24 protein-coding genes are annotated in these 22,739 nt (G+C 67.3%); 14 read left to right on the forward strand and 10 right to left on the reverse strand.

Going from position 1 to position 22,739, the window contains the following annotated elements:
- Positions 1 to 600, reverse strand: a complete 600-nt coding sequence (locus OEZ60_RS10980) for a hypothetical protein (RefSeq protein WP_263335962.1) — start codon at positions 598 to 600, stop codon at positions 1 to 3.
- A 183-nt stretch (positions 601 to 783) separates the two neighbouring features.
- On the opposite strand from OEZ60_RS10980, the gene OEZ60_RS10985 reads away from it, so the two are divergent.
- The gene (locus tag OEZ60_RS10985; RefSeq protein WP_263335964.1) at positions 784 to 1,176 is read left to right on the forward strand and encodes a DUF3775 domain-containing protein; all 393 of its coding nucleotides are present in this window, start codon (positions 784 to 786) and stop codon (positions 1,174 to 1,176) included.
- Between the two features lie 3 nt (positions 1,177 to 1,179).
- Here the strand turns inward: OEZ60_RS10985 and OEZ60_RS10990 are convergent, their stop codons facing one another.
- The 6 genes from OEZ60_RS10990 to OEZ60_RS11015 are packed head-to-tail and all read right to left on the reverse strand — an operon-like array spanning position 1,180 to position 9,310.
- A complete protein-coding gene (locus tag OEZ60_RS10990) occupies positions 1,180 to 2,454 on the reverse strand; it encodes an aspartate aminotransferase family protein (protein WP_263335967.1) in 1,275 nt (424 codons plus the stop codon).
- Between the two features lie 10 nt (positions 2,455 to 2,464).
- Positions 2,465 to 3,568 (reverse strand): mandelate racemase/muconate lactonizing enzyme family protein, encoded by a 1,104-nt coding sequence (locus OEZ60_RS10995; protein ID WP_263335969.1) that lies wholly within the window; start codon positions 3,566 to 3,568, stop codon positions 2,465 to 2,467.
- A 3-nt stretch (positions 3,569 to 3,571) separates the two neighbouring features.
- On the reverse strand, positions 3,572 to 4,681 hold the full coding sequence (locus tag OEZ60_RS11000; RefSeq protein ID WP_263335970.1) for a mandelate racemase/muconate lactonizing enzyme family protein: 1,110 nt from the start codon (positions 4,679 to 4,681) through the stop codon (positions 3,572 to 3,574).
- Positions 4,678 to 5,784: a mandelate racemase/muconate lactonizing enzyme family protein gene (locus OEZ60_RS11005; protein WP_263335972.1), complete on the reverse strand. Its 1,107-nt coding sequence runs from the start codon at positions 5,782 to 5,784 to the stop codon at positions 4,678 to 4,680. Before OEZ60_RS11005 ends, OEZ60_RS11000 begins: the two co-directional genes overlap by 4 nt.
- Positions 5,781 to 6,845 (reverse strand): alcohol dehydrogenase family protein, encoded by a 1,065-nt coding sequence (locus tag OEZ60_RS11010; RefSeq protein ID WP_263336151.1) that lies wholly within the window; start codon positions 6,843 to 6,845, stop codon positions 5,781 to 5,783. Before OEZ60_RS11010 ends, OEZ60_RS11005 begins: the two co-directional genes overlap by 4 nt.
- A 5-nt stretch (positions 6,846 to 6,850) precedes the next feature.
- Entirely contained in the window at positions 6,851 to 9,310 is a 2,460-nt protein-coding gene (locus OEZ60_RS11015) for an FAD-dependent oxidoreductase (protein WP_263335973.1), read from the reverse strand.
- 69 nt (positions 9,311 to 9,379) lie between these two features.
- Between OEZ60_RS11015 and OEZ60_RS11020 the strand changes: the two genes are divergently transcribed.
- From OEZ60_RS11020 to OEZ60_RS11040, 5 genes are read left to right on the forward strand one after another with little or no spacing between them, the layout of a single operon-like run.
- On the forward strand, positions 9,380 to 10,267 hold the full coding sequence (locus OEZ60_RS11020; RefSeq protein WP_263335976.1) for a MurR/RpiR family transcriptional regulator: 888 nt from the start codon (positions 9,380 to 9,382) through the stop codon (positions 10,265 to 10,267).
- Positions 10,264 to 11,352: an aromatic ring-hydroxylating oxygenase subunit alpha gene (locus OEZ60_RS11025; RefSeq protein ID WP_263335978.1), complete on the forward strand. Its 1,089-nt coding sequence runs from the start codon at positions 10,264 to 10,266 to the stop codon at positions 11,350 to 11,352. Before OEZ60_RS11020 ends, OEZ60_RS11025 begins: the two co-directional genes overlap by 4 nt.
- Complete coding sequence (locus OEZ60_RS11030; protein ID WP_263335981.1) at positions 11,345 to 12,793, forward strand: aldehyde dehydrogenase family protein; 1,449 nt, start codon at positions 11,345 to 11,347, stop codon at positions 12,791 to 12,793. The genes OEZ60_RS11025 and OEZ60_RS11030 overlap by 8 nt, the downstream gene beginning before the upstream one ends.
- Before the next feature lie 15 nt (positions 12,794 to 12,808).
- Positions 12,809 to 13,525, forward strand: a complete 717-nt coding sequence (locus OEZ60_RS11035) for a glutathione S-transferase (RefSeq protein WP_263335984.1) — start codon at positions 12,809 to 12,811, stop codon at positions 13,523 to 13,525.
- Positions 13,526 to 13,532: 7 nt separating this feature from the next.
- The gene (locus OEZ60_RS11040) at positions 13,533 to 13,922 is read left to right on the forward strand and encodes a carboxymuconolactone decarboxylase family protein (RefSeq protein ID WP_263335986.1); all 390 of its coding nucleotides are present in this window, start codon (positions 13,533 to 13,535) and stop codon (positions 13,920 to 13,922) included.
- A gap of 22 nt (positions 13,923 to 13,944) precedes the next feature.
- Here OEZ60_RS11040 and cuyA read toward each other — a convergent pair whose 3' ends face one another.
- The gene (gene cuyA, locus OEZ60_RS11045; RefSeq protein ID WP_263335988.1) at positions 13,945 to 14,964 is read right to left on the reverse strand and encodes a D-cysteate sulfo-lyase; all 1,020 of its coding nucleotides are present in this window, start codon (positions 14,962 to 14,964) and stop codon (positions 13,945 to 13,947) included.
- 125 nt (positions 14,965 to 15,089) lie between these two features.
- Here cuyA and OEZ60_RS11050 point away from each other — a divergent pair, with 125 nt between their 5' ends.
- The 5 genes from OEZ60_RS11050 to uvrC all read left to right on the forward strand — a co-directional run bounded on the left by OEZ60_RS11050 (position 15,090) and on the right by uvrC (position 20,035).
- Positions 15,090 to 15,974, forward strand: a complete 885-nt coding sequence (locus OEZ60_RS11050) for a LysR family transcriptional regulator (RefSeq protein WP_263335990.1) — start codon at positions 15,090 to 15,092, stop codon at positions 15,972 to 15,974.
- 126 nt (positions 15,975 to 16,100) lie between these two features.
- On the forward strand, positions 16,101 to 16,904 hold the full coding sequence (locus OEZ60_RS11055; RefSeq protein ID WP_263335992.1) for a S49 family peptidase: 804 nt from the start codon (positions 16,101 to 16,103) through the stop codon (positions 16,902 to 16,904).
- 1 nt (position 16,905) lies between these two features.
- On the forward strand, positions 16,906 to 17,070 hold the full coding sequence (locus OEZ60_RS11060; RefSeq protein ID WP_263335994.1) for a hypothetical protein: 165 nt from the start codon (positions 16,906 to 16,908) through the stop codon (positions 17,068 to 17,070).
- Entirely contained in the window at positions 17,067 to 17,846 is a 780-nt protein-coding gene (locus OEZ60_RS11065) for an SDR family oxidoreductase (RefSeq protein WP_263335996.1), read from the forward strand. Before OEZ60_RS11060 ends, OEZ60_RS11065 begins: the two co-directional genes overlap by 4 nt.
- Positions 17,847 to 18,169: 323 nt before the next feature.
- Entirely contained in the window at positions 18,170 to 20,035 is a 1,866-nt protein-coding gene (uvrC, locus tag OEZ60_RS11070; RefSeq protein WP_263335998.1) for an excinuclease ABC subunit UvrC, read from the forward strand.
- A gap of 44 nt (positions 20,036 to 20,079) precedes the next feature.
- Here uvrC and OEZ60_RS11075 read toward each other — a convergent pair whose 3' ends face one another.
- Positions 20,080 to 20,664, reverse strand: coding sequence for a hypothetical protein (locus OEZ60_RS11075; RefSeq protein ID WP_263336002.1), 585 nt, complete (start codon positions 20,662 to 20,664; stop codon positions 20,080 to 20,082).
- 350 nt (positions 20,665 to 21,014) lie between these two features.
- Between OEZ60_RS11075 and pgsA the strand changes: the two genes are divergently transcribed.
- From pgsA to OEZ60_RS11090, 3 genes are read left to right on the forward strand one after another with little or no spacing between them, the layout of a single operon-like run.
- Positions 21,015 to 21,680: a CDP-diacylglycerol--glycerol-3-phosphate 3-phosphatidyltransferase gene (gene pgsA, locus OEZ60_RS11080; RefSeq protein ID WP_263336003.1), complete on the forward strand. Its 666-nt coding sequence runs from the start codon at positions 21,015 to 21,017 to the stop codon at positions 21,678 to 21,680.
- The gene (moaD, locus tag OEZ60_RS11085; RefSeq protein WP_263336005.1) at positions 21,677 to 21,925 is read left to right on the forward strand and encodes a molybdopterin converting factor subunit 1; all 249 of its coding nucleotides are present in this window, start codon (positions 21,677 to 21,679) and stop codon (positions 21,923 to 21,925) included. The genes pgsA and moaD overlap by 4 nt, the downstream gene beginning before the upstream one ends.
- A gap of 2 nt (positions 21,926 to 21,927) precedes the next feature.
- Entirely contained in the window at positions 21,928 to 22,368 is a 441-nt protein-coding gene (locus OEZ60_RS11090; protein ID WP_263336007.1) for a molybdenum cofactor biosynthesis protein MoaE, read from the forward strand.
- A gap of 25 nt (positions 22,369 to 22,393) precedes the next feature.
- On the opposite strand, the gene OEZ60_RS11095 is transcribed toward OEZ60_RS11090, so the two are convergent.
- Positions 22,394 to 22,720, reverse strand: a complete 327-nt coding sequence (locus OEZ60_RS11095) for a hypothetical protein (RefSeq protein ID WP_263336008.1) — start codon at positions 22,718 to 22,720, stop codon at positions 22,394 to 22,396.
- Positions 22,721 to 22,739: the final 19 nt, after the last annotated feature.

Below are 22,739 nucleotides of genomic sequence, written 5' to 3' on the forward strand. Positions count from 1 at the left end.
TCAGTGCACCGCGGGGACCGAGGCGGTGAAGCCGCAGTCTGGTTCGCTCAGGAAATGCACGTCCTTCGCGTGCCGCACCTGCCCGAAGCCGCCGATGGGCAGGCGCTCCAGCAGGTAGGTGGTGCGGACCCGGTCAACCCAGAATGACCCGTCGAACACCGCGCAGACGGCAAGGAACTGGACGCCGTTAAAGTCGCGGTAGCTGCTGTCGTCCAGAAGCAGTCCGACCAACGAGCTCCGCGCCGGGATCGTCATGGCCTTGGGCGCGAAATGGTGGTCGGCCAGATCGGCCTGATCCTCGGTTCCGTCACCGTTCTCGTCGAAGATGATCATCGCGCCGGACCGGTCGTAGAGCCGGAACGAGATGTCGGCATTCTCCATGACATGATCGGACTCGTTCAGCAGCGTGACCTCGAGCCCGTCGCCGTTCTCGAGCGAGGTCGGCATGACCGAGGGCGAGAACACCGCGTCGCGGCGCGCGAGGTCGACCGAGACGAAGGTGAATACGCCGGCGAGGGTGGCAGCGGCGGCGACCAGGCCGCGCAGGTAGCGCTGCCAGCGAAGACCGGACCGGCCCCCCAGCCCGAATGTGATCTGCATGATTGTTCTCGAAGAAACCGGATCGGGCACACAAGGCGCGCGCGGCGCGGCGGTGGCAAGAGCGGATCGCGCGAATGCGTCCTTCGGCCGCGCCGGTGTGCCGTACCCGCCACGGAGTGCCACTTTGCCCGATTGCCCCGAGACCCCGGTTTGGCGCACAATCGACGGCATCAAGGAGGAGCCATGCTTCAGATCGCCCCCGAGAAGGTCGCCCATGTCATCATCCGCGCGCGCGAGCTTGACGCAAAGGTCAGCCCCTGGGATTCCTCCGGCGACGTCCGCGATGCCGACACGATCCTCGAAGCCCGCGCCGGTGACGCCACAGAGGGCGAGTTGCGCGCCTTCATCTCCGCGCTCAACGAGGACGAGCAGACGAGCCTCGTCGCGCTGATGTGGGTCGGGCGCGAGACCTTCGGGCCGGACGAGCTTGAAGAGGCGATCGACACCGCCCGGCTCGAGGCGACCTCGCCGACCGCGACCTATCTTCTCGGCGAGCCCCTGCTCGCCGATTATCTCGAAGATGGGCTCGACGCGCTCGGCATCTCGGTCGAGGATGCCGAAGCGGGCATCCTCTGAGCCTCAGGCGATCGCGGCGGCGGCCTTTTCGATTGCGGCCTCGGTCAGCTCGAAATCGGCCTCGGTCAGCGCCAAGCTGGGATAGACCTTGCCGGGCGACTTGAAGACCCCGTTCGCGCGCAGGACCGCGTTGAAGGCGGCGTTCTTCTTCGCATCCGCCGCCAGCACGTCGCGGTAGGTCCGCACCTCCCGGTCGGTGAAGACCACGTCAAAGAGCGTCGGATGGCCGACGATCCGGTGCGCGATCCCGGCCGCGTCGAGATGGCGGGCGAGCATCGCCTGCAACCGCTCGCCATGAGCGCGGAGCGTGTCAAAGGCGCCGTCGCGGCGCAGGATCTCCATCGTCTTCAAGCCCGCCACGGCGGCCACCGGGTTGCCCGAGAGCGTGCCGAGCATCATCAGCCACTTGTCGGCACCGACGATGGCCTTGTCGAAATGGTCCATGATGTCCCTGCGGCCCGCCACCGCCGCCAGGGGGAAGCCGCCGCCGATGATCTTGCCGAGCGTGCAGAGGTCGGGCGCGACACCGTAAGCCTCCTGCGCACCGCCGTAGGCAAAGCGGAAACCGGTCACGACCTCGTCGAAGATGAGGACGATACCGTAACGGTCGCAAAGCTCGCGCACCGCCTGCAGGAACCCCGGCGCGGGCGGGATGATCCGCTGCAGCGGCTCGACGATGATGCCCGCCACGTCGCCCCCATGCTCCTTCAGCAGGCTTTCGAGATAGTCGGGATCGTTGAACGGCGCGATCAGCATCTCGGCCCGGACCGCCTCGGGGATCCCGGCGCTGTCGGGCACGGCTTGCGGGAAGTTCACCAGCCGCGTCGGCGCGAGGCTCATCTGCGCCTCGGCGGACATGCCGTGATAGCCGCCCTCGAACTTCAGGATCTTGTCGCGCCCCGTATGGGCGCGGGCGAGCCGCATCGCGTACATGTCCGCCTCGCCGCCCGAGGACAGAAACCGCACCTGCTCGGCGCAGGGCACCGCGCGGCAGATCTCCTCGGCCAGTTCGACGCCGGGGGCGTTGTTGGCGAAGAAGGTCATGCCCTTCGGCAGCTGCTCCGTCACCACTTCCAGCACCTCGGGATGGCCGTGACCGAGAAGCATCGGGCCGGAACCGATCAGGTAGTCGACATATTCGCGCCCGTCCTCGTCCCAGACGCGGGAACCCTTGCCCTCGCGGATGAAGACCGAGGGGTCGAAATTGCCGAAACCGCCGGCCGGCAACACCGCGCGGGCACGGTCGGCGAGAGCCTGCATGGGGGTCTTGTCGAGCATCGGGACTCTCCTAGTCGATGACGGCCATGGGCTGGCCGAGAATGTCACTGTCCGGCGCGACGCCGAGCCCCGGCCCTTCCGGCGGCGCGATACGCCCTGCCTTGCGCACCGGCGCCTCGCGGTCGAGGCGCGGGCCGACATAGCCCGAGAGATCGCAGGTGTTCAGAAGCATCCGCTCGGGCGTCGCGGCGGCAAGATGGAGGAGTGCCGAGGTGGTCACGTCCGAACCCCAGGTATCCTCGACGCACATCTTCGCGCCGAGATGCAGGCAGAGGTCGCGCGCCCGCCGCATCGGGCTGAGCCCGCCGAATTTCGAGAGCTTCAGCGCGACGGCGTCCATGCAGCCAAGCTCATAGGCCTTCAGGAGCGAGGCGGTGTCATGCCCGTTCTCGTCGATCTTCATCGGTAGACCCGTCGCGGCGCGTACAGCGGCGCATTCCTCCAGTGTCGCGCAGGGCTGCTCCAGCATCACGTCCGTCCCCGCCACCGCCTTGCCCACCCGCGTCGCGTCGAGCCGCGTCGCGCCACAGTTCAAGTCACCGTAAACGAGCGGCCCCTCGCCCACCGCCTCGCGCACCATCCTGAGGCGCGCCACATCGGCTTGCCAGTCGCCATCGGCGCCGAGCTTGACCTGGAACTGGGTGATCCCCTCCCGCTGCGCTTCCCTGGCGATCCGTGCCATCTCCTCGGGCGCGATGCAGGTGATCGAGTGATAAAGCGGCATGTCGGCCATCTGCCGCCCGCCGAGAAGCGCGTGAAGCGGCAGCCCGGCCACCTTGCCGGTGATGTCCCAGAGCGCGAGGTCGAGGGCCGACTTGGCATAGGGATGGCCCTGCAGCCAGGCATCGGCGCGGCTCATGACCGCCTCAGGGCCGACCGGATCGGCGCCAATCAGTACCGGCGCGAGGTATTCCAGCGCCGGGCGCACGCCCTCGGCATAGGCGGGCAGGTAGTGCGGGATCGGGCAGACCTCGCCCCAGCCCTCGACGCCGGCGTCGGTGTCGACGCGCAGCACGACCGAGGTGACGGTGTCGCAGGTCTTGCCGCCCGCCATGTGATAGGCGACGTGGCTCGTCAGCGGCACGTCCCAGAGTGTCAACCGGGTGATCTTCATGGTTCAGACCTCGTAAACCGCGACCGGGTCGCCCAGCCGCTCGACTTCGGGGGTGACGCCGAGCCCCGGCGCCGAAGGGGGTGTCGCGAAGCCGCCGTCGTTGCGCGCACCCTGCCCCGGCACCGGATCGACGGAGAGGTGATAGTGGCAAAGCCAGCTCGCGAGCCGGTTGGCCTCGGGCGTCGAGGCCGCCAGATGGATCGCGGCGGTGTCGGCCAAGGCCGAGCCGCCGAGGTCCTCGATATGCATCTGCCAGCCGACCGAGACCCCGAAATCGCGGATCTGCAGCGCCTTCGTCAGCCCGCCCACCCGGTTCGGCTTGACCTTCACGCCCTCGCAGGCGCCGCGCTTCCATGCCTCCAGATGGTCCTGGAACGTGTGCAGGCATTCGTCGAGCATGATCGGGTTGGCGACGCGGCCCGCCACATGGGCGCATTGGTCGAGCGTCTCGCAGGGCTGCTCCACCCAGTCGCGCGCGGTGACCGAGTTCAGCACCTGCACCGCGACGGCGGGCGTCCAGGCGCGGTTGATGTCGTAGGTGACCTTCTCAGCCCTCGGCAGGGCGGCGGAGATCGCCTCGATCCGGGCGATGTCGGCGCCGATGTCGTGGCCGCCAAGTTTGGCGGAATGGACCCGGTAGCCCTTCTGGCTGGCGCTGCGGATGAGCGCGATCATCTCTTCCGGTGTCCCTGTCGAGATCGATGAATTGACCGCGACCGGCTCGGCGCGATCGCCGCCGAAGAGCTGCCAGAGCGGCATTCCGGCGGTCTGTCCGAGAATGTCCCAGGCCGCCATGTCGATCGCCGACTTGACGTAGAGATGGCCGGGAAGCCGGGTGTCCATCGCCTCGTTGAGCGTGCGCAAGCTGCGCGGATCGCGGCCGAGGATCGCGGGGGCGAGCGTCGCGATGCCGGCGCGGATGCCGGGCCCATGCGCAGGCAGGTAGGTCGTGCCCCAGGGGCAGCCCTCGCCCCAGCCCGAAACGCCCTCGTCGGTGTCGAGTCGGACGAAGGTGGAATCGAGACGCTCGAACTTCAGCCGCCCGCCCGAGAGCCAGTAGGGCTGGACAAGCGGCAGGTCGAGCGACCAGACCATGATGCGCGTGATCTTCATCCCGCATACTCCGCGACCGGTGCGCCGAGGCTGGCGAAATCCGGCGTTACACCAAGCCCCGGCGCGTCCGGGGCGATCAGTCGGCCATCCCGCGTGGTCGGCCCGCCCCGCCCAGTCGAGCGGGTGTTGTAGTTCATCAGGTCGGTGGTGTTCTGGACGTACTCCTCCGGCGTGGAGGCGGCAAAATGGGCGACCACGGCGCTCGTGATCTCGCCGCCCCAGGTGTCCTCGCTCACCACCGGAATACGGTTGTCGATGAGGAAATCGCGCACCCGCTTGGCCTTCGACAGACCGCCGAGGTTGGAGACCTTGAGACAGCAGATCTCCGCCCCCCGGTCGGCGACAATGCGCTGCGCCGCCGCCATCCCGGTCACGCATTCGTCGAGCTTCATCGGCTGTTCGGCCACGCGGCGAACCTGCTGGCATTCCTCGTAGGTCCGGCAGGGCTGTTCGAGGATGAAGTCGAGATCGCGGGTCGCGCGCGCCACCCGGATCGCATTGTCGACGCGCCAGCCCTGGTTGGCATCGGCCATCGCCTTCTCGCCCGGTTTCAGAAGCGGCACGGTCGCGCGGATGCGGTCGATGTCGGTGACCCAGTCGGCGCCCACCTTGATCTGGAACTGCCGATACCCTTGGGCGCGGTAGACCTCCATCTCGGCGACGGTCTCGTCCACCGCCTTCTGGGGCGCCACCCGGTACATCGGCGCGGCTTCAGTCAGCTTGCCGCCCATCAGCATCCAGACCGGCTGGCCGGTGGCCTGGCCGAGGATATCCCAGCACGCCGCGTCGAAGGGCGCCTTGGCATAGCCGTGGTCCTGGATCACATGGTCCATGATCCGCTCGATCCGCGCGACCTGCCTCGGGTCCTCGCCAAGGAGCGCCGGGGCCATCAGCCGCGCCGCCGCCTCGACGCCCTCGGAATGGGCGACCATGTAGTTCTCGCCGCAGGGCGTGAACTCGCCTGAGCCCTGAAGCCCCGCATCGGTGTCGATCACCACGACCGAGGCCCTGGCCACGGTGATCGCGTTGCCCGCACCCCAGGCATACGTTCCGCCGACATAAGGCAGATCGGTCTTGTAGACGCGGATGCGGGTGATCTTCACGGGGTGACCACGATGTTGCCGGTGTGCTTCTTGTCGATGAAGGCCTGCTGCGCCTCGCGGAGGTTCTTCAAGGGATAGGTCGCGGCGAGGACCGGCCTGATCTCGCCGCGCTCGATGTAGCCCACGACGTCGCGGAAGACATGCGGCGGGGTCACGGTCGAGCCGGTGAAGGTCAGGTCGCGCAGGTAGAAGGTGCGGAGGTCCAAAGTCACCATCGGCCCGGCGATCGCGCCCGAACAGGTGTAGCGCCCGCCGCGTTCGAGGATGTCGATGAGCGTCGGCCAGTACGGCCCGCCGACGATATCGGCGACGACGGTAACCTTCTCGTCGCCCAAGGCCGCGCGCAGGTCCTCCGGTGCGCGGGGCAGGATCAGGTCGGGGCCGAGCTTCGCGACCTCTGCGTGCTTGGACTCCGAGGCCATCGCGATGACCCGCGCGCCGCGTCTCTTGGCGAGCTGGACCAGCGCGCCGCCGACCCCGCCCGAGGCGCCGGGGACGAGCACGGTATCACCTGCCGTCACATTGGCGCGAGCGAGCATCCCCTCGGCGGTGGTGTAGGAGCACGAGAAGGTCGCGAGTTCCGCATCGCTGAGGCCGCTATCGACGACAGCAACGTTGCGCATGTCCGTCACGGCGTACTCGGCGAAGCCGCCATCGCGTTCCGAACCGAAATACCCGGCCTTGTCCATGTTCATCGGCTCGGACCAGTCGCGGAGCCAGCCGTCGGTCATGACCCTCTTGCCCACCAGCGCCGGGTCCGCGCCCTCTCCCACGGCGACGACTTCGCCCACCGCGTCGGCGCCCTGGATGCGCGGGAAGGTGATCGGCGAACCGCCCCAGGTCGGGTCCGCCTCGCCGACCGCCGCATAGGCGCCGCCGGTCGTCGCCTCGCTCACCGCCTTGGAATACCAGCCCGAGCGGGTGTTGACGTCGGTATTGTTGAGGCCGCAGGCGCCGACCCTGATCAGCACCTCCATCGGCCCCGGCTCCGGCCGCGGCCAGTCCTCGTGCCATTCGTACTTGTCGAGCCCGCCATGGCCCGTCAGCACCATCGCCTTCATCTTCGTCATGCTTCCGCCACCTCCCGGGCTTCGGTTCGGGGTTTCAGGTTTTCGGGATCGTAGACCGGCGCGCCGAGGACTTTCGCCGCGCGCGGCTCGCCCATGATCACGACCTCGAGCTCGGTGCCCGGCTTGGCATGGTCCGCCTTCACATAGGCGAAGGCGAGGAGCTTGCCGGTGCCGTGGCCGAAGGCGATGGAGCTGACGGTGCCGACCTGGCGGCCCTCCGAGAGCACCGCCTCGCCGCCATTGCCGTCCGAGCGGCCGTCATCGGCGAGTTCCAGATAGGCGCAGACCCAGCGGAGCGGCTTCGCCGCCGCGGCCTCGGTCGCCGCCTTGCCGCGGAACTCCTTGTCGAGCCGCACGAAGCGCATCACGTCGGCCTCGGGCAGCGTCACCTCGTTCGTGAGTTCCCCAGCCCCCTTGAAGCCCTTCTCCATCCGCATTGCGTTCATCGCGAAGGAGCCGTAGTTGACCATCCCATGCGCCTTGCCCGCCGCCTTCAGCGCCCGGAACGCGCCGAGGATCGCAGCGCGCTCCCCATGGAACTCCCAGCCGAGCTCGCCCGCATAGGACATGCGGAAGGCCCAGAGCCTGTGGCCGCCGACCGCGATCTCCTGCGCCGTCATCCACTTGAAGCCGGCATTGGCGAGGTCCGCCCCGGTGCAAGCCCCGAGGATATCGCGCGCCCTCGGGCCGTTCAGCGCCAGCGCGCCCCAGTCGGTCGAGCGGTTGGTGATGGTGACGTTCTCTCCGGCCGTCGCGAAGGTCAGGTAATCGACCAGCCGCTGTTCGAAGAAAGCCGCACAGACGAGGTAAAGCCGGTCTTCGGCCAGCCGCACGACGGTCGTCTCCAGCTCGATCCGGCCGTTGTCGTTCAGAAGATGGGTGAGGCCGATCCGCCCCACGGCGGGCAGCTTGTTCGGCACCAGCCGGTCGAGGAAGGCCGCCGCGTCCGGGCCCGAGACCTCGACCTTCGAGAAGGCCGAGATGTCCATGATCCCCGCCTTCTCCCGCACCGCGCGGACCTCGGCGCCGACGATGTCATGGAGCTTCGTACGGCGGAAGCCGTAGATGTCCTTCGCCTCGGTGCCTTCCGGCGCGAACCAGCGCGGGCGTTCGTGGCCGTAGACTTCTTCGAAGACCGCGCCTTCGGCCTTCAGGTCGTCATAGAGTGCGGAAGGCTTCACCGGCCGCGCGTCGAGACGGTTGAAGAACGGGAACGGGATCTCGTGGCGCAGGAGATAGTCCTCCTTGGCCTTGGTGATCTGGTAGCCCTGGTCGGCATAGGGACCGAACCGGCGCGGGTCGAACTCGCGCATGTTGATGTCGGCGGCACCATGGACCATCCAGCGCGCCAGTTCCCGCGTCAGCCCCGGCCCCCAGCCGATGCCGATCTGGGTGCCGCAGCAGCACCAGTAGTTCTTCAGGCCCGGCGCCGGACCGATCAGCGGGTTGCCGTCGGGCGGATGCGAGATCGCGCCGTGAACTTCGCGGGTGATGCCAAGATCGGCGAGGATCGGCATCCGGTCCATCGCGTTCTCGAGCCACGGCATGATCCGGTCATAGTCCGGCTCGAAGAGCTCGTTCTCCGCCTCCCAGGGGCAGTGATCCTCCCAGACGGTGTTCGGATTGGCCTTCTCGTAGATGCCGATCAGGCCCTTCTTCTGCTCCATCCTTATATAGCCCGAGACGAGCCGGTCATCGCGAACAACGGGGAGCTCCTTGTCGAGCGCCTGGAACTCCGGCACCGTGTCGGTGATGAGGTAGTGGTGCGTCATCGAGGTCGCCGGCAGGTCGTAGCCCGACCAGAGCGCCACCTGCCGCGCATAGGTTCCGCCGGCGTTGACGACGTGCTCGCAGATGATGTTGCCCTCTTCGGTCTCGACCAGCCACTCGCCGTTTTCCTGCTTGGTCACGTTCGTCGCCCGGCAGCGGCGGATCACCTTCACGCCGAGCTGGCGCGCGCCCTTGGCGAGCGCGAAGGCGGCGCCTGCCGGGTCGACATGGCCGTCGTCGGGCGTGTGCAGCGCCGCCTTCACCCCGTCGAGATTGTAGAACGGATGCAGTTCGCGGATCCGCTCCGGCCCGACGATCTCCATCGGGAAGCCAAGCCCCTTGCCGACCGAGATCGTCTGGTGCAACCAGTCGAGCTCATCGTCGGTATAGGCAAGGCGCAGCGAGCCGCAGCCATGCCAGGTCACCGACTGCCCGGTCTCCGCCTCCAGAACCTTCGAATAGAGGTCGATGTTGTAGCCCACGCATTTGCCGAGTGCGAAGCTCGACGTCGAATGCGTGATCTGCCCCGCCGCATGCCAGGTGGAGCCCGAGGTCAGCTCCGCCTTTTCCAGGAGAACGACATCCGTCCAGCCCTCATGCGCGAGGTGATAGGCGAGGCCGCAGCCCATGATCCCGCCGCCAATGATGACGACGCGGGCAGTGGAGGGCAGAGCGCGTTCCGACATTGAAATTTTCCCGAGATGAGTCGCGTTTCCTCTCGACAGGCTAATGGGACAACTATACCATCGTCAATCATGAATGGCACAGATGTATCAACAATCGTCCTGAACCGCCTCTCCGAGGAGTTCGAGACGCTGACCCCCGAGGCGCAGAAGGCGGCGCGCTACGTCCTTGAGAACCCGCATTGCGTGGGCGTCTCGACCGTGCGCGAGATCGCCGAATTCGCCAATGTGAAGCCCAACACCTTCGTGCGCATGGCCCGCCAGGTCGGCTTCGACGGCTACGAGGATTTCCGCGCCGCCTTCCGCGAGGCGATTCGCAGCGGGCCGGCGGGCTTTCCCGACCGGGCACGCTGGCTGCAAGACGTCTCGAAACAGGGCGCGCTCGGTGGGCTCTATGCCGAGATGGTGGGCGCAGCGATCCGCAACATCGAGGAAACCTTCGCCAAGATCGACTCCGATGCGCTCAAAGCGGCTGCCGAGGCGATCTGGGCCTCGCGCCGGGTCTATACGCTCGGTGTCGGCGTCAACAACGCGAACGCGCGCAACTTCACTTACCTCGCCTCGACCGGCATGGTGGAGTTCCACGCGATCCCGCAGGCGGGCTCGGATGCCGCCGACGACATCGCCTGGGCGGACAGTCGTGACGTTCTGATCGCGATGACCTGCCATCCCTACCGCCGCGAGGTCGTGGAGACGGTGAAGATCGCCCGCGAACAAGGGATGACCGTGATCGCCATCTCCGACAGCCCGGCGAGCCCGATCATCATGGCCGCCCAGCACCGCTTCACCGTGTCGGTCGACACGCCGCAGTTCTTCCCCTCGTCGGTCTCCACGATCGCGCTATTGGAGACGCTCCTGAGTTTCGTGATCGCGGTGGCGAGCCCCGAGATCGTCGAGCGGGTCGAGAAGTTTCACAAACGCCGCCATCAACTCGGTCTCTATCTGGAGGATCCCGAATGAACGCTCCACTCGTCCATTCGCTCGACGCCCGTTACTATACCGACCCCGCGATCTTCGAGAACGAGATGCGCGGCCTTCTCGCCCGCACATGGCAGTTCGCCGGGCATGAAAGCCAGGTCCGCAATCCCGGCGACTACTTAACCTTCGAGATTGCGGGCGAAAGCCTCTTCTGCATCCGCGGCCGCAACGGTGAGCTTCGGACCTTCTACAATGTCTGCCAGCACCGGGCGCACCAGATGGTCGAGGGCTCCGGCACGACCCGCGTCGTCGTTTGCCCCTACCACGCCTGGACCTACGAGCTGTCGGGCGAGCTCCGCGCCGGGCCGAACGTCAATTCGGTGCCGGGCTTCGACCGCAAGAAGATCTGCCTGACCTCGGTCAGGACCGAGACCTTCCACGGCTTCATCTTCGTCAACCTCGACGACAATGCTGCACCGATGGACGAATGGTATCCCGGCGTGCGCGAGGAGCTTGGCGACTATGTTCCGAACATCGCCGAACTCGAACCCCTGGAATGGGTCGAGATCCCCGAGAAGTGCAACTGGAAGGTCTCGGTCGAGAACTATTCCGAGTGCTACCACTGCTCGCTGAACCACCCGACCTTCGCGACCGGCGTGATCCGGCCCGAGACCTACGACATCCAGCCGATGAACAAGGGTTATGTCCTCCGGCACACGACCGAGTGCCAGGACCTTTCCAAGATGACCTATGCGATCGACACCTCGGTGCCGCACGGCGGCGAGTACCGGTCGTTCTTCCTCTGGCCGATGTTCTCGTTCCAGGTCTATCCGGGCAACGTTCTGAATACCTACCACTGGCGGGCCCATGACGTGGACCACTGCACCGTCTGGCGCGGCTGGTACACGCCCGGCGGCGTCGACAGCGACGTGATCCGGCGGCTCGCGATCCAGGACCGGGCGACGACGGTCGAGGAGGATATCCGGCTCGTGGAGAGCGTTTCGAAGGGGCTCAAGAGCCGCGGCTACCGGCCGGGGCCGCTGGTGCTCGATCCCGATTGCGGTCTCAACTCGGAACACTCCATCCAGACCCTCCAGCAGTGGATGCGCGAGGCCGTCGATGCGTGACGTCGCGGCCTACTGGCAGAACTGGATCGACGGTGGCTGGGTGGACGGCGGCGCGGGACGCATCAGCGTCACCGACCCCGGCACCGGCGCGCCCCTCGCCGAACAGGCGCTGGCCGACGTCGCGGATGTCGACCGTGCCGTGGCGGCGGCGCGGGCCTGCCATGAGAGCGGCGCGCTCTCCGACCTCCGGCCCGTCGAACGCGGGCGGATGGTGCAGGCGATGGGGCGCTACCTCCTCGACCATATCAGCGAAATTGCCCGGCTCTTGACGCTCGAACAGGGCAAGCCGCTCTGGGAGGCGGAGATCGAGGTTCGCGGTGCGGCGCGCTACTTCGAGTATTACGGCAACCAGGCCGAGACGGTGGAGGGCCGCTCGGTCCCGCTCGGCGCGGGCTATTTCGACTTCACCACCCATGAGCCCTACGGCGTCTCGGCGCAGATCATCCCGTGGAACTATCCCCTGGAGATGACCGCGCGGTCGCTCTCGGCAGCACTGGCCACCGGTAATGCCTGCGTGATCAAGACGCCCGAACTTACGCCCCTGACGAACGCCTTTATCGCCCGCGCCGCCGAGGCGGCGGGCCTGCCGAAAGGCGCCGTCAACGTCCTCTGCGGCCTCGGGGCCGAGGCGGGCGCGGCACTTTCGGCCCATCCCGGCGTCAACCAGATCGTCTTCACCGGCTCGGTCCCGACCGGCATCGCCATCGCCACCGCCGCGGCGAAGAACGTCGTGCCTTGCGTTCTCGAGCTCGGCGGCAAGTCCGCCGCCATCGTCCATGACGACGCCGACCTCGATGCCTTCCTGTCGGATGTCCGCTGGGGCATCTTCTACAATGCCGGCCAGGTCTGCTCGGCGATGAGCCGGGTGATCGCCTCCGAGCGCATCCATGACGAACTCGTCGACCGCATCGCCGGGCTCGCGGCCTCGCTGAAGGTGGGCCCCGGCATCGACCAGCCCGAGTTCGGTCCGACGATGGGCGCGATGGTCTCCGAGGCCCAGCGTGACCGCGCCGAGGGCATGGTCCGCGCCGCCGAGGCCGAGGGCGCGACCGTCGTCACCGGCGGCCGCAAGCTCAACCGCCCCGGCGCCTTCCTCGAACCGACGGTGCTGCAGGTCACCCCCGACATGGCCATCGCACGGAACGAGGTCTTCGGCCCGGTTCTCTCGGTGCTGAAGTTCCGCAGCGATGAGGAAGCCATCCAGATCGCCAACTCGACCGACTACGGCCTTGTCGGCGGCGTCTTCACCCGCGATCTCGACCGTGCGACGAAGGCCGCGCGGAAGCTCCGCGCCGGCCAGGTCTTCGTCAACGAATGGTACGCGGGCGGCGTGGAAACCCCCTTCGGCGGCTACGGCAAGTCCGGCTACGGTCGCGAAAAGGGGCGCGAGGCCTTGTGGAACTACGTCCAGACCAAGAACATCGCGATCAGGCTGCGGTAACGCCGGGAGGCGGCGATGGACTACACGCTCTATTACTGGCCGCTCCCCTTTCGGGGCCATTTCGTGCGCTACGTGCTGACCCACGCCGGCGCGTCGTGGGACGAGGGCGACACGGCGGAGTTGATCCGGCTCAAGGCGCTCCCGGTCGGGGAGCAGCCGACGCCGTTTATGGCCCCGCCACTCCTCAACGATCATGCGGCCGGTCTCTGGCTGTCGCAGTTGCCGGCGATCCTCCTCTATCTCGGGCGCAAGCACGATCTTCTGCCCGAAGACTCCGCCCGCGCGGCCTTGGCCCACAAGCTCGTCTGCGACGCCAACGACGTGCTGGAGGAGATCACCTGCAACTGCGGCAGGACGATGTGGGCAAAGGCTGACTGGGACGACTTCGCCGCGACCCGCCTGCCGCGCTGGATGGCGATCTTCGAGGACACCGGCCGCCGCCACGGGCTGACCGCCGAGGCGGGCACGATGCTCGGAACCGGCGCGCCGGGCCTCGCGGACCTCGCAGCGGCCGCGCTTTGGCACACAATGGGCGCGAAGCTGCCCGTGCTGGGCGGGATGCTGCGCCGGAACGCGCCCCGCGTCGCCGCGCTGTCCGAGCGGATCGCGGCCTTGCCGGAGATCGCCGCGATGATCGCGCGCGAGGATGCTCGGACGGGCCGGGACTATTGCGGCGGACAGATCGAGCGGTCGCTGCGCGCCATGCTCGAAGAAACGGACCACAAGACATGAGGACGAGATGAGCACATTCGACGACGACCTGTTCGAAAAGGGCCTCGCCCAGCGCAAGGCGACGCTCGGCGCGGACTACGTCGAGAAAAACCTCGCCGCCGCCGACGACTTCACGCGGCCGTTCCAGGAGGCGATGACCGCATGGTGCTGGGGCTTCGGCTGGGGCGACGATGTGATCGAGCCGAAGACGCGCTCGATGATGAACCTCGCGATGATCGGCGCGCTCGGCAAGATGCACGAATGGGAAGTGCATTGCCGCGGCGCCATCAACAACGGCGTCACCAGGGACGAGATCCGCGCCATCATCCATGTCGTCGGCATCTATTGCGGCGTGCCGCAGGCGCTCGAATGCTTCCGCGTGGCGCGGAAGGTGCTGGAGGAAACGGGGGCGGCCTGAGGCCGCCCGCCCCAAGCGGTGATCAGGCGGCCTGCCAACGGTTCTTGAAATCGAAGGCGAAGTCGTAGCCGAAAAGCCCCGCCGCGCCGCCGGTGTGGAGGAAGACCACCCGCTCGCCCTTCTTGAAATGGCCCCTGCGGATCAGGTCGATGAAGCCCGCCGCGCCCTTCGAGGAATAGACCGGGTCAAGCAGGATCGCCTCCAGTTCGGCGAACATCCGGATCGCCTCGAGCCCGCTTTCGGTCGGGATGCCGTAGCCCGCGCCGACATAGTCGGTGTTCGCGACCACGTCCTCGCGCTTCACGACCCCGGCGCAGCCGAGCTTCTCGGCGGTGGCGCAGGCGAGGTTGAAGACATTTTCCTCCTGCTTCGGCTTCGGCGCGCGCACGCCGATCCCGAGAAGCGGGATCTGCGCGTTCATCGCCTTGAGGCCGGTGATGAGCCCGGCCTGCGTCCCGGCCGAGCCGGTGGCATGGACGATGTGGTCGATCTTCAGCCCGCCGGCATTGGCCTGTTGCAGGATCTCGAAGGCGCAGTTGACATAGCCGAGCGCGCCGGTCGCGTTCGAGCCGCCGCCGGGGATCGTGTAGACCTTCTTGCCTTCGGCGCGGAGCCGGTCGGCCACCGCCTCCATCTCGGCATTCATGTCGCCGCCGCCGGGCCGCTTCTCGGTCGTCGCACCGTGCAGGTGGTCGAGAAGCACGTTGCCGTTGTTGTTGTAGTTGGCATCGTTCGAGCCTGTCCGGTCCTCGAGCAGGATATGGCACTTCATCCCGAGCTTGGCCGCGAAGGCGGCGGTCTGGCGGGCGTGGTTCGACTGCGTCGCACCTTGCGTCATCACCAGTTCGGCGCCCTGCGCCTCGGCCTCGGCCATCAGGAATTCGAGCTTGCGGGTCTTGTTGCCGCCGGTCGAAAGCCCGGTGCAATCGTCGCGCTTGATCCAGATTTCGGGGCCGCCGAGTTCCTTCGTCAGCCGGTCGAGCCGTTCGAGCGGCGTCGGCAGATGGGCGAGGAAATGGCGCGGGAAGCGGGCGAGATGCATGGGCCGGGCTCCTTCAAATTGACCTGTTCGACACATACAGGGCGCATGATCCGCCATCAAATGCGTTATTCGCGTCACAACTTTCCTGAATTGCAAGTTACACCCGCAGCGCCTAGACTTGACCGATGCGGCTCGACTGGCTCGACGACATTCTCGCGGTGCTCGACACCGGCTCCTTCGCAAGGGCGGCGGAGGCGCGCCACCTCACGCAATCGGCCTTCACCCGGCGCATCCGCGCGATCGAGGACAGCATCGGCGCCGAGCTTTTCGACCGCAACCGCAAGCCGGTGGCGCTCTTGCCCTCGGTGCGGGCGCAGGAACCCGAGATGCGGGCGCTGGCCGCAGGCCTGAGGCGGCTCCGCGACACGCTCCGGCGCTCGGGCGCCGGCGGGGCCGGCGCGATCTCGCTCGCCTGCCAGCACGCGATCACCACCACCGTCTCGCCGCGGCTGGTGGCGCTTCTCACCGCACAAGGCGGCCATTCGGTGCGGGTCCGTTCGGGCAACCGCGACGAATGCCTCTTGAAGCTGCTCGCGGGCGAGGTCGATTTCGCGGTGATGTACGCACTGCCCGGAGAACCCGCCCTGCCCGAGGAACGCGGCTTCGACGCGGTGACGCTCGGCGCCGACACGTTCCTGCCGGTCGCGGCACCGGGCGTCGCCGGGGCCGCGGGCGACTGGCCGCTCATCGCCTATCCCGCCGACGTGTTCCTCGGCCAGATCATGGACCGCACGATCCTGCCACGGGTCCCGGAGCGGATCCGCTTCGCGCGCCGGGCCGAGACCGCGCTCACGCTCGCCGCCTGCGAATACGCGCTCGCCGGGATCGGCATCGCCTGGCTGCCGCGCTCGATGGTCTCCGGGGCGCTCACCGACGGAAGGCTCGTCGCGCTTGACGACCGGCTGCCGGACCAGCGGCTCGACATCCGCATGATCCGGCTCGCGGGCGCCGCCGCCCCGGCGCTCGACACCGCGTGGGAGCGGATCGCGAAAGGCTGGGGCGGCGCGTGACGCGTTGACAGGGTGGCACCGCGAGCGGTTTGCCGAAGCGCGGCGGCGACGCTCTCGGCCTCGGGGCAAGTACCGGGCGAGCATCCTCTATTGTTCCCCGGCCCCGCGCGGATTACATCGGAACCCATGAAACGCTTCCTCCCCTTCCTCAAGTCGCCGCCGAAGGTCGCGGTGATCCGCCTGCAGGGCATCATCGGCGGCGCCGGACGGATGGCAGCCGGGCTCAACGACGCCACGCTCGCGCCGGTGATCGAGAAAGCTTTCCGGCGCGGTAAGCCCGCCGCCGTGGCGCTGGCGATCAATTCGCCGGGCGGCTCGCCGGTGCAATCGGCGCTGATCGCCGCCCGCATCCGCCGGCTGGCGGAGGAGAAGAAGGTCCCGGTCCATGCCTTCGTCGAGGATGTGGCGGCCTCGGGCGGCTACTGGCTGGCGACGGCGGGGGACGACATCTGGGTCGATGCCAGCTCGGTCCTCGGCTCGATCGGCGTGATCTCGGCCAGCTTCGGCTTTCCGGAGTTCCTCGCCCGCCACGGGATCGAGCGGCGCGTCCACACTGCGGGCGAGTCGAAGAGCTTCCTCGACCCGTTCCGCCCGGAAAAGCCCGAGGACGTGGCGCGGCTGCACGCGATCCTCTCCCCGATCCACGATGCCTTCAAGGCCCAGGTCGGCGGCCGGCGCGGTGCGCGGCTGGCCGGAGAGAAGGACCTCTTCACCGGCGACGTTTGGGTCGGTCAGGCAGCGGTCGACGAGGGGCTCGCCGACGGCGTCGCCCATCTCGTGCCGAAGCTGAAGGCGCTTTACGGCGAGAAGGTGAAGCTCGTGCCCTACGGCATGAAGCGGTCGATCTTCCAGCGCATCGGCGGCCGGATCCTCGGCGAGGCGCTCGACCAGATCGAGGAGCGTGCGCTCTGGGCGCGCTACGGGCTCTGAGATGGTCAAGGTCGTCACGTTCTTCCTGATCGGCATGGCAATCCTCGCCATCTTCGGCCGGCTGCGGTTCCCCCGCATCGGCACGGGACGCGGCGCGGCGCGCTGCCCGTCCTGCGGCCGGCCGCTGATCGGCCGCGGCCCCTGCGACTGTGGAGGCAAGGCATGAAACGCGCACTCGTCACCGGCGCCGCGCACCGGCTTGGCCGGGCCATGGCGCTCTACCTCGCCGGACGCGGCCACGACCTGGCAATCCATTACGCAAGCTCGGCAGAGTCCGCCGAGGCGCTGGCGGACGAGGCCCGCGCCTTGGGCGTGAAGGCCGTCCCGCTCCGGGCCGATCTTCTCATCGAGGCCGAGACGCGGGCGCTTGTGGGCCGCGCCGCCGAGGCGCTCGGCGGGCCGCTCACCGTGCTCGTCAACAACGCCTCGATCTTCGAATACGACAACATCCGCACCGCGACCCGGCAAAGCTGGGACCGCCACATCGAGTCTAACCTGCGCGCGCCGGTGGCGCTGACCCAGGACTTCGCGGCCCAGGCGCCGAAGGCGCTGCGCGACGCCGACGGTGAGCTTCGCGCGCAGGCGATGGTGATCAACATGCTCGACCAGCGGGTGCGCAAGCTCACGCCCGAGTTCATGTCCTACACGATCGCCAAGATGGGGCTCTGGGCCTTCACCCAGACCGCCGCGCGGGCGCTTGGCCCCGATATCCGGGTCAATGCGATCGGCCCCGGCTCGACCCTGCAGGGCGCCAAGCAGACCGAGGCCCAGTTCCGCGCCCAGCGCGCCGGATCGATCCTCGCGCGGGGCGCGAACCCCGAGGATATCTGTGCCGCGCTTGGATATTTCCTCGACGCGCCCGCGGTCACCGGCCAGTTACTCTGCGCGGACGGCGGCCAGCATCTCGGTTGGAAGACGCCCGATATTCTGGGTGTAGACTAGCAACTCTCAGCAGAAAATCGTAGCGCGCGGGCTTGACTTGTCCACCTGTAACGGCCGGGTAACGGGGGCGTTACGATTCTCCTAATGCTATCAGCGATTTGCCGCGATCACGAAAAAATCTGTTTATTTTCAGTTTCTTGAAGAGCGCCTAAAAATTAGGCAATCCGATGAAGCCTGCCGAAAACAAGGAAAATTTCCGAGCGCCCAAAACTTTTCACCAGAGTTATCCACAAAATCAGTGGACAGGTTTTCTCTTGATCCCGCGCCGTTAAGATTGCAGCCCGGCGGAGGGAATCGGAGCCGGAAGGGAAAGGCGCACGCGCATGACTGAAGTGACGTTGGGGCAACTTTCAGGCCATGCCCTGATCCAGTCCCACCTCAAGTCCCTGACCGCCCAGCCGGGGGTCTACCGGATGCTCGATGCCGAGGGGCGGGTGCTCTATGTCGGCAAGGCGCGCAACCTGAAGGCGCGGGTTTCGAACTATGCCCGCCCCACGGGCCATTCCGCGCGGATCCAGCGCATGATCCACGCGACCCATGCGATGATGTTCCTGACCACACGTACCGAGACCGAGGCGCTGCTGCTCGAACAGAACCTGATCAAACAGCTCAAGCCCTATTTCAACGTGCTCCTGCGCGACGACAAGTCGTTCCCGAACATCCTCGTCTCGAAGGAACATCCCTTTCCCCAGATCAAGAAGCACCGCGGCGCGAAGAAGGAGAAGGGCGACTATTACGGCCCCTTCGCGAGCGCGGGCGCGGTGAACCGGACGCTGAACCAGCTGCAGAAGGTGTTCCTGCTCCGGAACTGCTCGGACGCGATGTTCTCCAGCCGCACCCGGCCCTGCCTCCTTTACCAGATCAAGCGCTGCGCCGCGCCCTGCGTAGGGTACGTCGACGAGGCCGAATACGGCGCGCTCGTCGCCGATGCCGAACGCTTCCTGCAGGGCCGCTCGACCCAGGTCCAGGCTAAGCTCGCCCAGGAGATGGCGGCGGCCTCCGAGGCGCTGGAGTTCGAGCGCGCCGCAGCTTTGCGCGACCGGATCAAGGCGCTGACCCAGGTCCAGCAGGTGCAGGGGATCAACCCGCGCGGCGTCACCGAGGCAGATGTGGTTGCGCTGCACATGGAAGGCGGCCAGGCCTGCGTGCAGGTCTTCTTCATCCGCGCCAACCAGAGCTGGGGCAACCGCGACTTCTACCCAAAGACCGGCTCGGGCGCCGAGGAGGCCGAGGTGCTGGAGGCCTTCCTCGGCCAGTTCTACGCCGACAAGGCGCCGCCGCGCCTCATCCTCCTCAGCCATCCGATCGAGGATGCCGACCTGATGACCGAGCTTCTCTCCGACCGCGCCGGCCGCAAGGTCGAGATCGCGGTGCCGCAGCGGGGCGAGAAGGCGGAGCTTGTGGAGAACGCCGCCCGCAATGCCCGCGAGAGCCTCGGCCGCCGGATGAGCGAGAGCGCGGCGCAGTCGAAGCTCCTTGAAGGCCTCGCCGAGGCCTTCGACCTCGACGCACCCCCGCGCCGGATCGAGGTCTACGACAACTCCCATATCCAGGGCACGAACGCGGTCGGCGGCATGATCGTGGCGGGGCCGGAAGGCTTCGTGAAGGGCCAGTATCGCAAGTTCAACATCAAGGGCACCGACCTCACCCCCGGCGACGATTTCGGCATGATGAAGGAGGTGCTGACTCGGCGCTTCGCCCGGCTCCTGAAAGAGGATCCGGACCGCGAGGGCGAGGCCTGGCCCGACCTCCTGCTGATCGACGGCGGTGCCGGGCAGGTCTCGGCCGTGGCCGGGATCATGGCGGAGATGGGGGTCGAGGACATCGCCATGATCGGCGTCGCCAAGGGCATCGACCGCGACGCCGGCAAGGAGGAGTTCCACCGCCCCGGCAAGCGCCCCTTCGCGCTGCCGCACAATTCGCCGGTGCTCTACTTCGTCCAGCGGCTGCGCGACGAGGCGCATCGCTGGGCGATCGGCGCCCACCGCGCGAAGCGCGCCAAATCGGTGGGCGCGACGCCTTTGGACGAAGTGCCGGGGATCGGCGCCGCGCGCAAACGCGCCCTGCTTCAGCATTTCGGCTCGGCGAAGGCGGTGAGCCGAGCCGGTTTGGAGGATCTGAAGGCCGTCGACGGCATTTCCGAGACCATCGCCCAGACGGTCTACGATTTCTTCCACGCGCAGGGATAGGGTGTGGCCGGGCGGTGCATCGCCGCCGCCCGGACGTCGCAATCTTACCCGGAATGATGCTCGCAAGTCACGTTCGGGTTGAACGGATTCAGCTCGCCGCTCGGGTTGTCGCGGAACAGCCAGACATGCTGGTCGAAATGCGGCATGAAGCCGTGGGCCTCGTCGCCCTCGGTCGCCGGATCATCGACCATGTGATCCCAGGGCCGGCCGTTCAGCACTGGCCCCTCGGTGTTGCCGGCTTCCATCCAGGACTTCTCGAACACGAGGTTCTCGATTCCGACGAGTTCCATCGACCCGTCGGCCTGCGGTTCGTAGAGCAGGACCGCGGGTTGATTGAAGTCGGTATGGGTGCCGGTGCCGTCCACGCGCTCGGTTCCCTGCACGATCCCGAGCAGGTCCGGACGCAGGTAATGGATCCCCATCGCGCCCCATTCCGCCGGCAGCCCCTCGTGCGCGGCCGAGACGCAATGGCCGCTCGGATCGGGAATGTAGCCCTCTCCGAGAGCGACGTTGACGTCCTTGTATTTCTCCGTCGCGGCACGGAGTGCGTCGAGGTCGTAATCGTCGCCGAAGGCGACTGACGGCAGGCTCACGGCCAGTGCGGCGGCGGCCAAAATCGTATGTTTCATACTGGTCCCTCCAAATCTGTCCGTCCCGGCCGTAACGACTCGGGGAACGGACTCCAGCAATCTACCACAGCACCATTCCGGGGAGCAGGGCGTTGTCGCGTTCCGCGACAGCGATGCCTGTGGCGCCGCGCCAGCCTCGGACCCGGTCACGGCGCGGATCGCGCGCTGTGACGCATATCCGTTCAATCCGCCCATAGGGCACGGCGCGGCAGGTGGCGAACCGATCCTTCAATCCCCGCACATATTCACTTATTTCAAATGGTTATGCACAACCTCGCGACTGACGCGCGAAAGCCATGGCCTGCGTTATCCCTCTTTTCCCCCGACGCGCCTGCGGCTAGGGTGCCGCCATGAATTTGACGATCCCGAACACCCTGACGGTGCTCCGTCTTCTCGCCGCGCCCGGCGTCGCGGTGATGTTCCTCTATTTCCATCGCCCCTGGGCGGATTGGTTTGCGCTTGCCCTGTTCATCACCGCCGCGATCACCGATTTCTTCGACGGCTACCTCGCCCGCGCCTGGGGCCAGGAATCGCGGCTCGGCGCGATGCTCGACCCAATTGCCGACAAGGCGATGGTTGTGATCGCGATCATGGTGCTCACCGGCTATTCGGGCATGAATCCCTGGCTGATCCTGCCCGCCGCGCTGATCCTTTTCCGCGAGGTCTTCGTCTCGGGCCTGCGCGAGTATCTCGGCTCCTCGGCCGGACTTCTCAAGGTCACCAAGCTCGCCAAGTGGAAGACGCTGGCGCAGATGGTGGCGATCGCGGTGCTGTTCCTCGGCACCGGGCTCGAGCATCTCGAGGGCATCGCCCGGCGCGGCCTGACACCGGAGGAATATGCCGAGCTGGTGACCGCCGGCCTCGCCGATCCGATCCGCTCCTGCGGGGTGCGCGGCTGTTCGTCCTATGCGACGATGGCGGGCCTGACCTTGATCTGGATCGCCGCGGTACTCACATTCCTCACCGGATGGGACTATTTCCGCAAGGCGCTGCCGTTCCTGAAGGACGACGCATGATCGACGTGCTCTATTTCGCCTGGGTCCGGGAACGGATCGGCTGCCCGCGCGAACGGGTCGACACCGATGCCGCGACCGTCGCCGAGCTCGTCGAGGAGCTGAAAGCGCGCGAGGACCGCTACGCGGCGGCCTTCGCCGATGTCTCGGCGCTCCGCGTCGCACTCGACCAGGAACTGTCGGAGTTCTCCGCGCCGCTCGACGGCGTGCGCGAGGTCGCGTTCTTCCCGCCGATGACCGGGGGCTGAGGGTGCGTGTCCGGGTCCAGGCCGAGCCCTTCGACTACGGCGCGGAATGCGCGGGCTTCGGACAGGGCGGGCGCGATGTCGGCGCCGTGGTCACCTTCCTCGGCGTCGTGCGCGACGACAAGGGCACGCTCGCGCGGATGGAGATCGAGCATTATCCGGGCATGACCGAGAAGGCGATCGCCGCGATCGCCGAAGAGGCGCGGACGCGCTGGAACCTCGCCGACGTCCTCGTGATCCACCGCCACGGCGCCCTCGTGCCGGGCGAGGCGATCATGATGGTCGCGACCGCGGCGCTCCACCGCGTCGCCGCGTTCGCCGCGGCGGAGTTCCTGATGGACTACCTGAAGTCCCGCGCCCCCTTCTGGAAGAAGGAGTTCGGCCCGGACGGAGCCGAATGGGTCGCCGCGAAGGACGACGACGAGGACGCGCTGCGGCGCTGGTGAAGCGCCGCGACCGCGGTCCGACCGGTTAGCCCGCGTTCAGCTTCTCGATATAGGTGCGCAGCTCCTCGGCTTCGTGGCGGGCGTCGCGCAGCCCGTCCATCGCCGCCTTCAACTCCGCCTGACTCTGGTGGAGCAGGTTGACTAGCTCGGCTTCCCGCTCCTCGAGCGTGACAACTGCGCTGTCGCGGGCTTCCTCGGCGTCGTGCAGGTCGCGCGCCATCTTCTCCAGTTCACCCATGTCGGCCTGCGTGACCCGGCTCAGCCGGTGCAGAAGCCAGCAGGCGAACCAGCCGAGCGCGAAGGCCACGAACAAGATGATGGCGGTCGCTATGATGAATTCGGTTCTGTTCATGTCTGCCCTTTGCCGCGCC

Source organism: Albidovulum salinarum (assembly GCF_025673475.1).
In the GTDB taxonomy this organism is placed as follows: Bacteria; Pseudomonadota; Alphaproteobacteria; order Rhodobacterales; family Rhodobacteraceae; genus Albidovulum; species Albidovulum salinarum.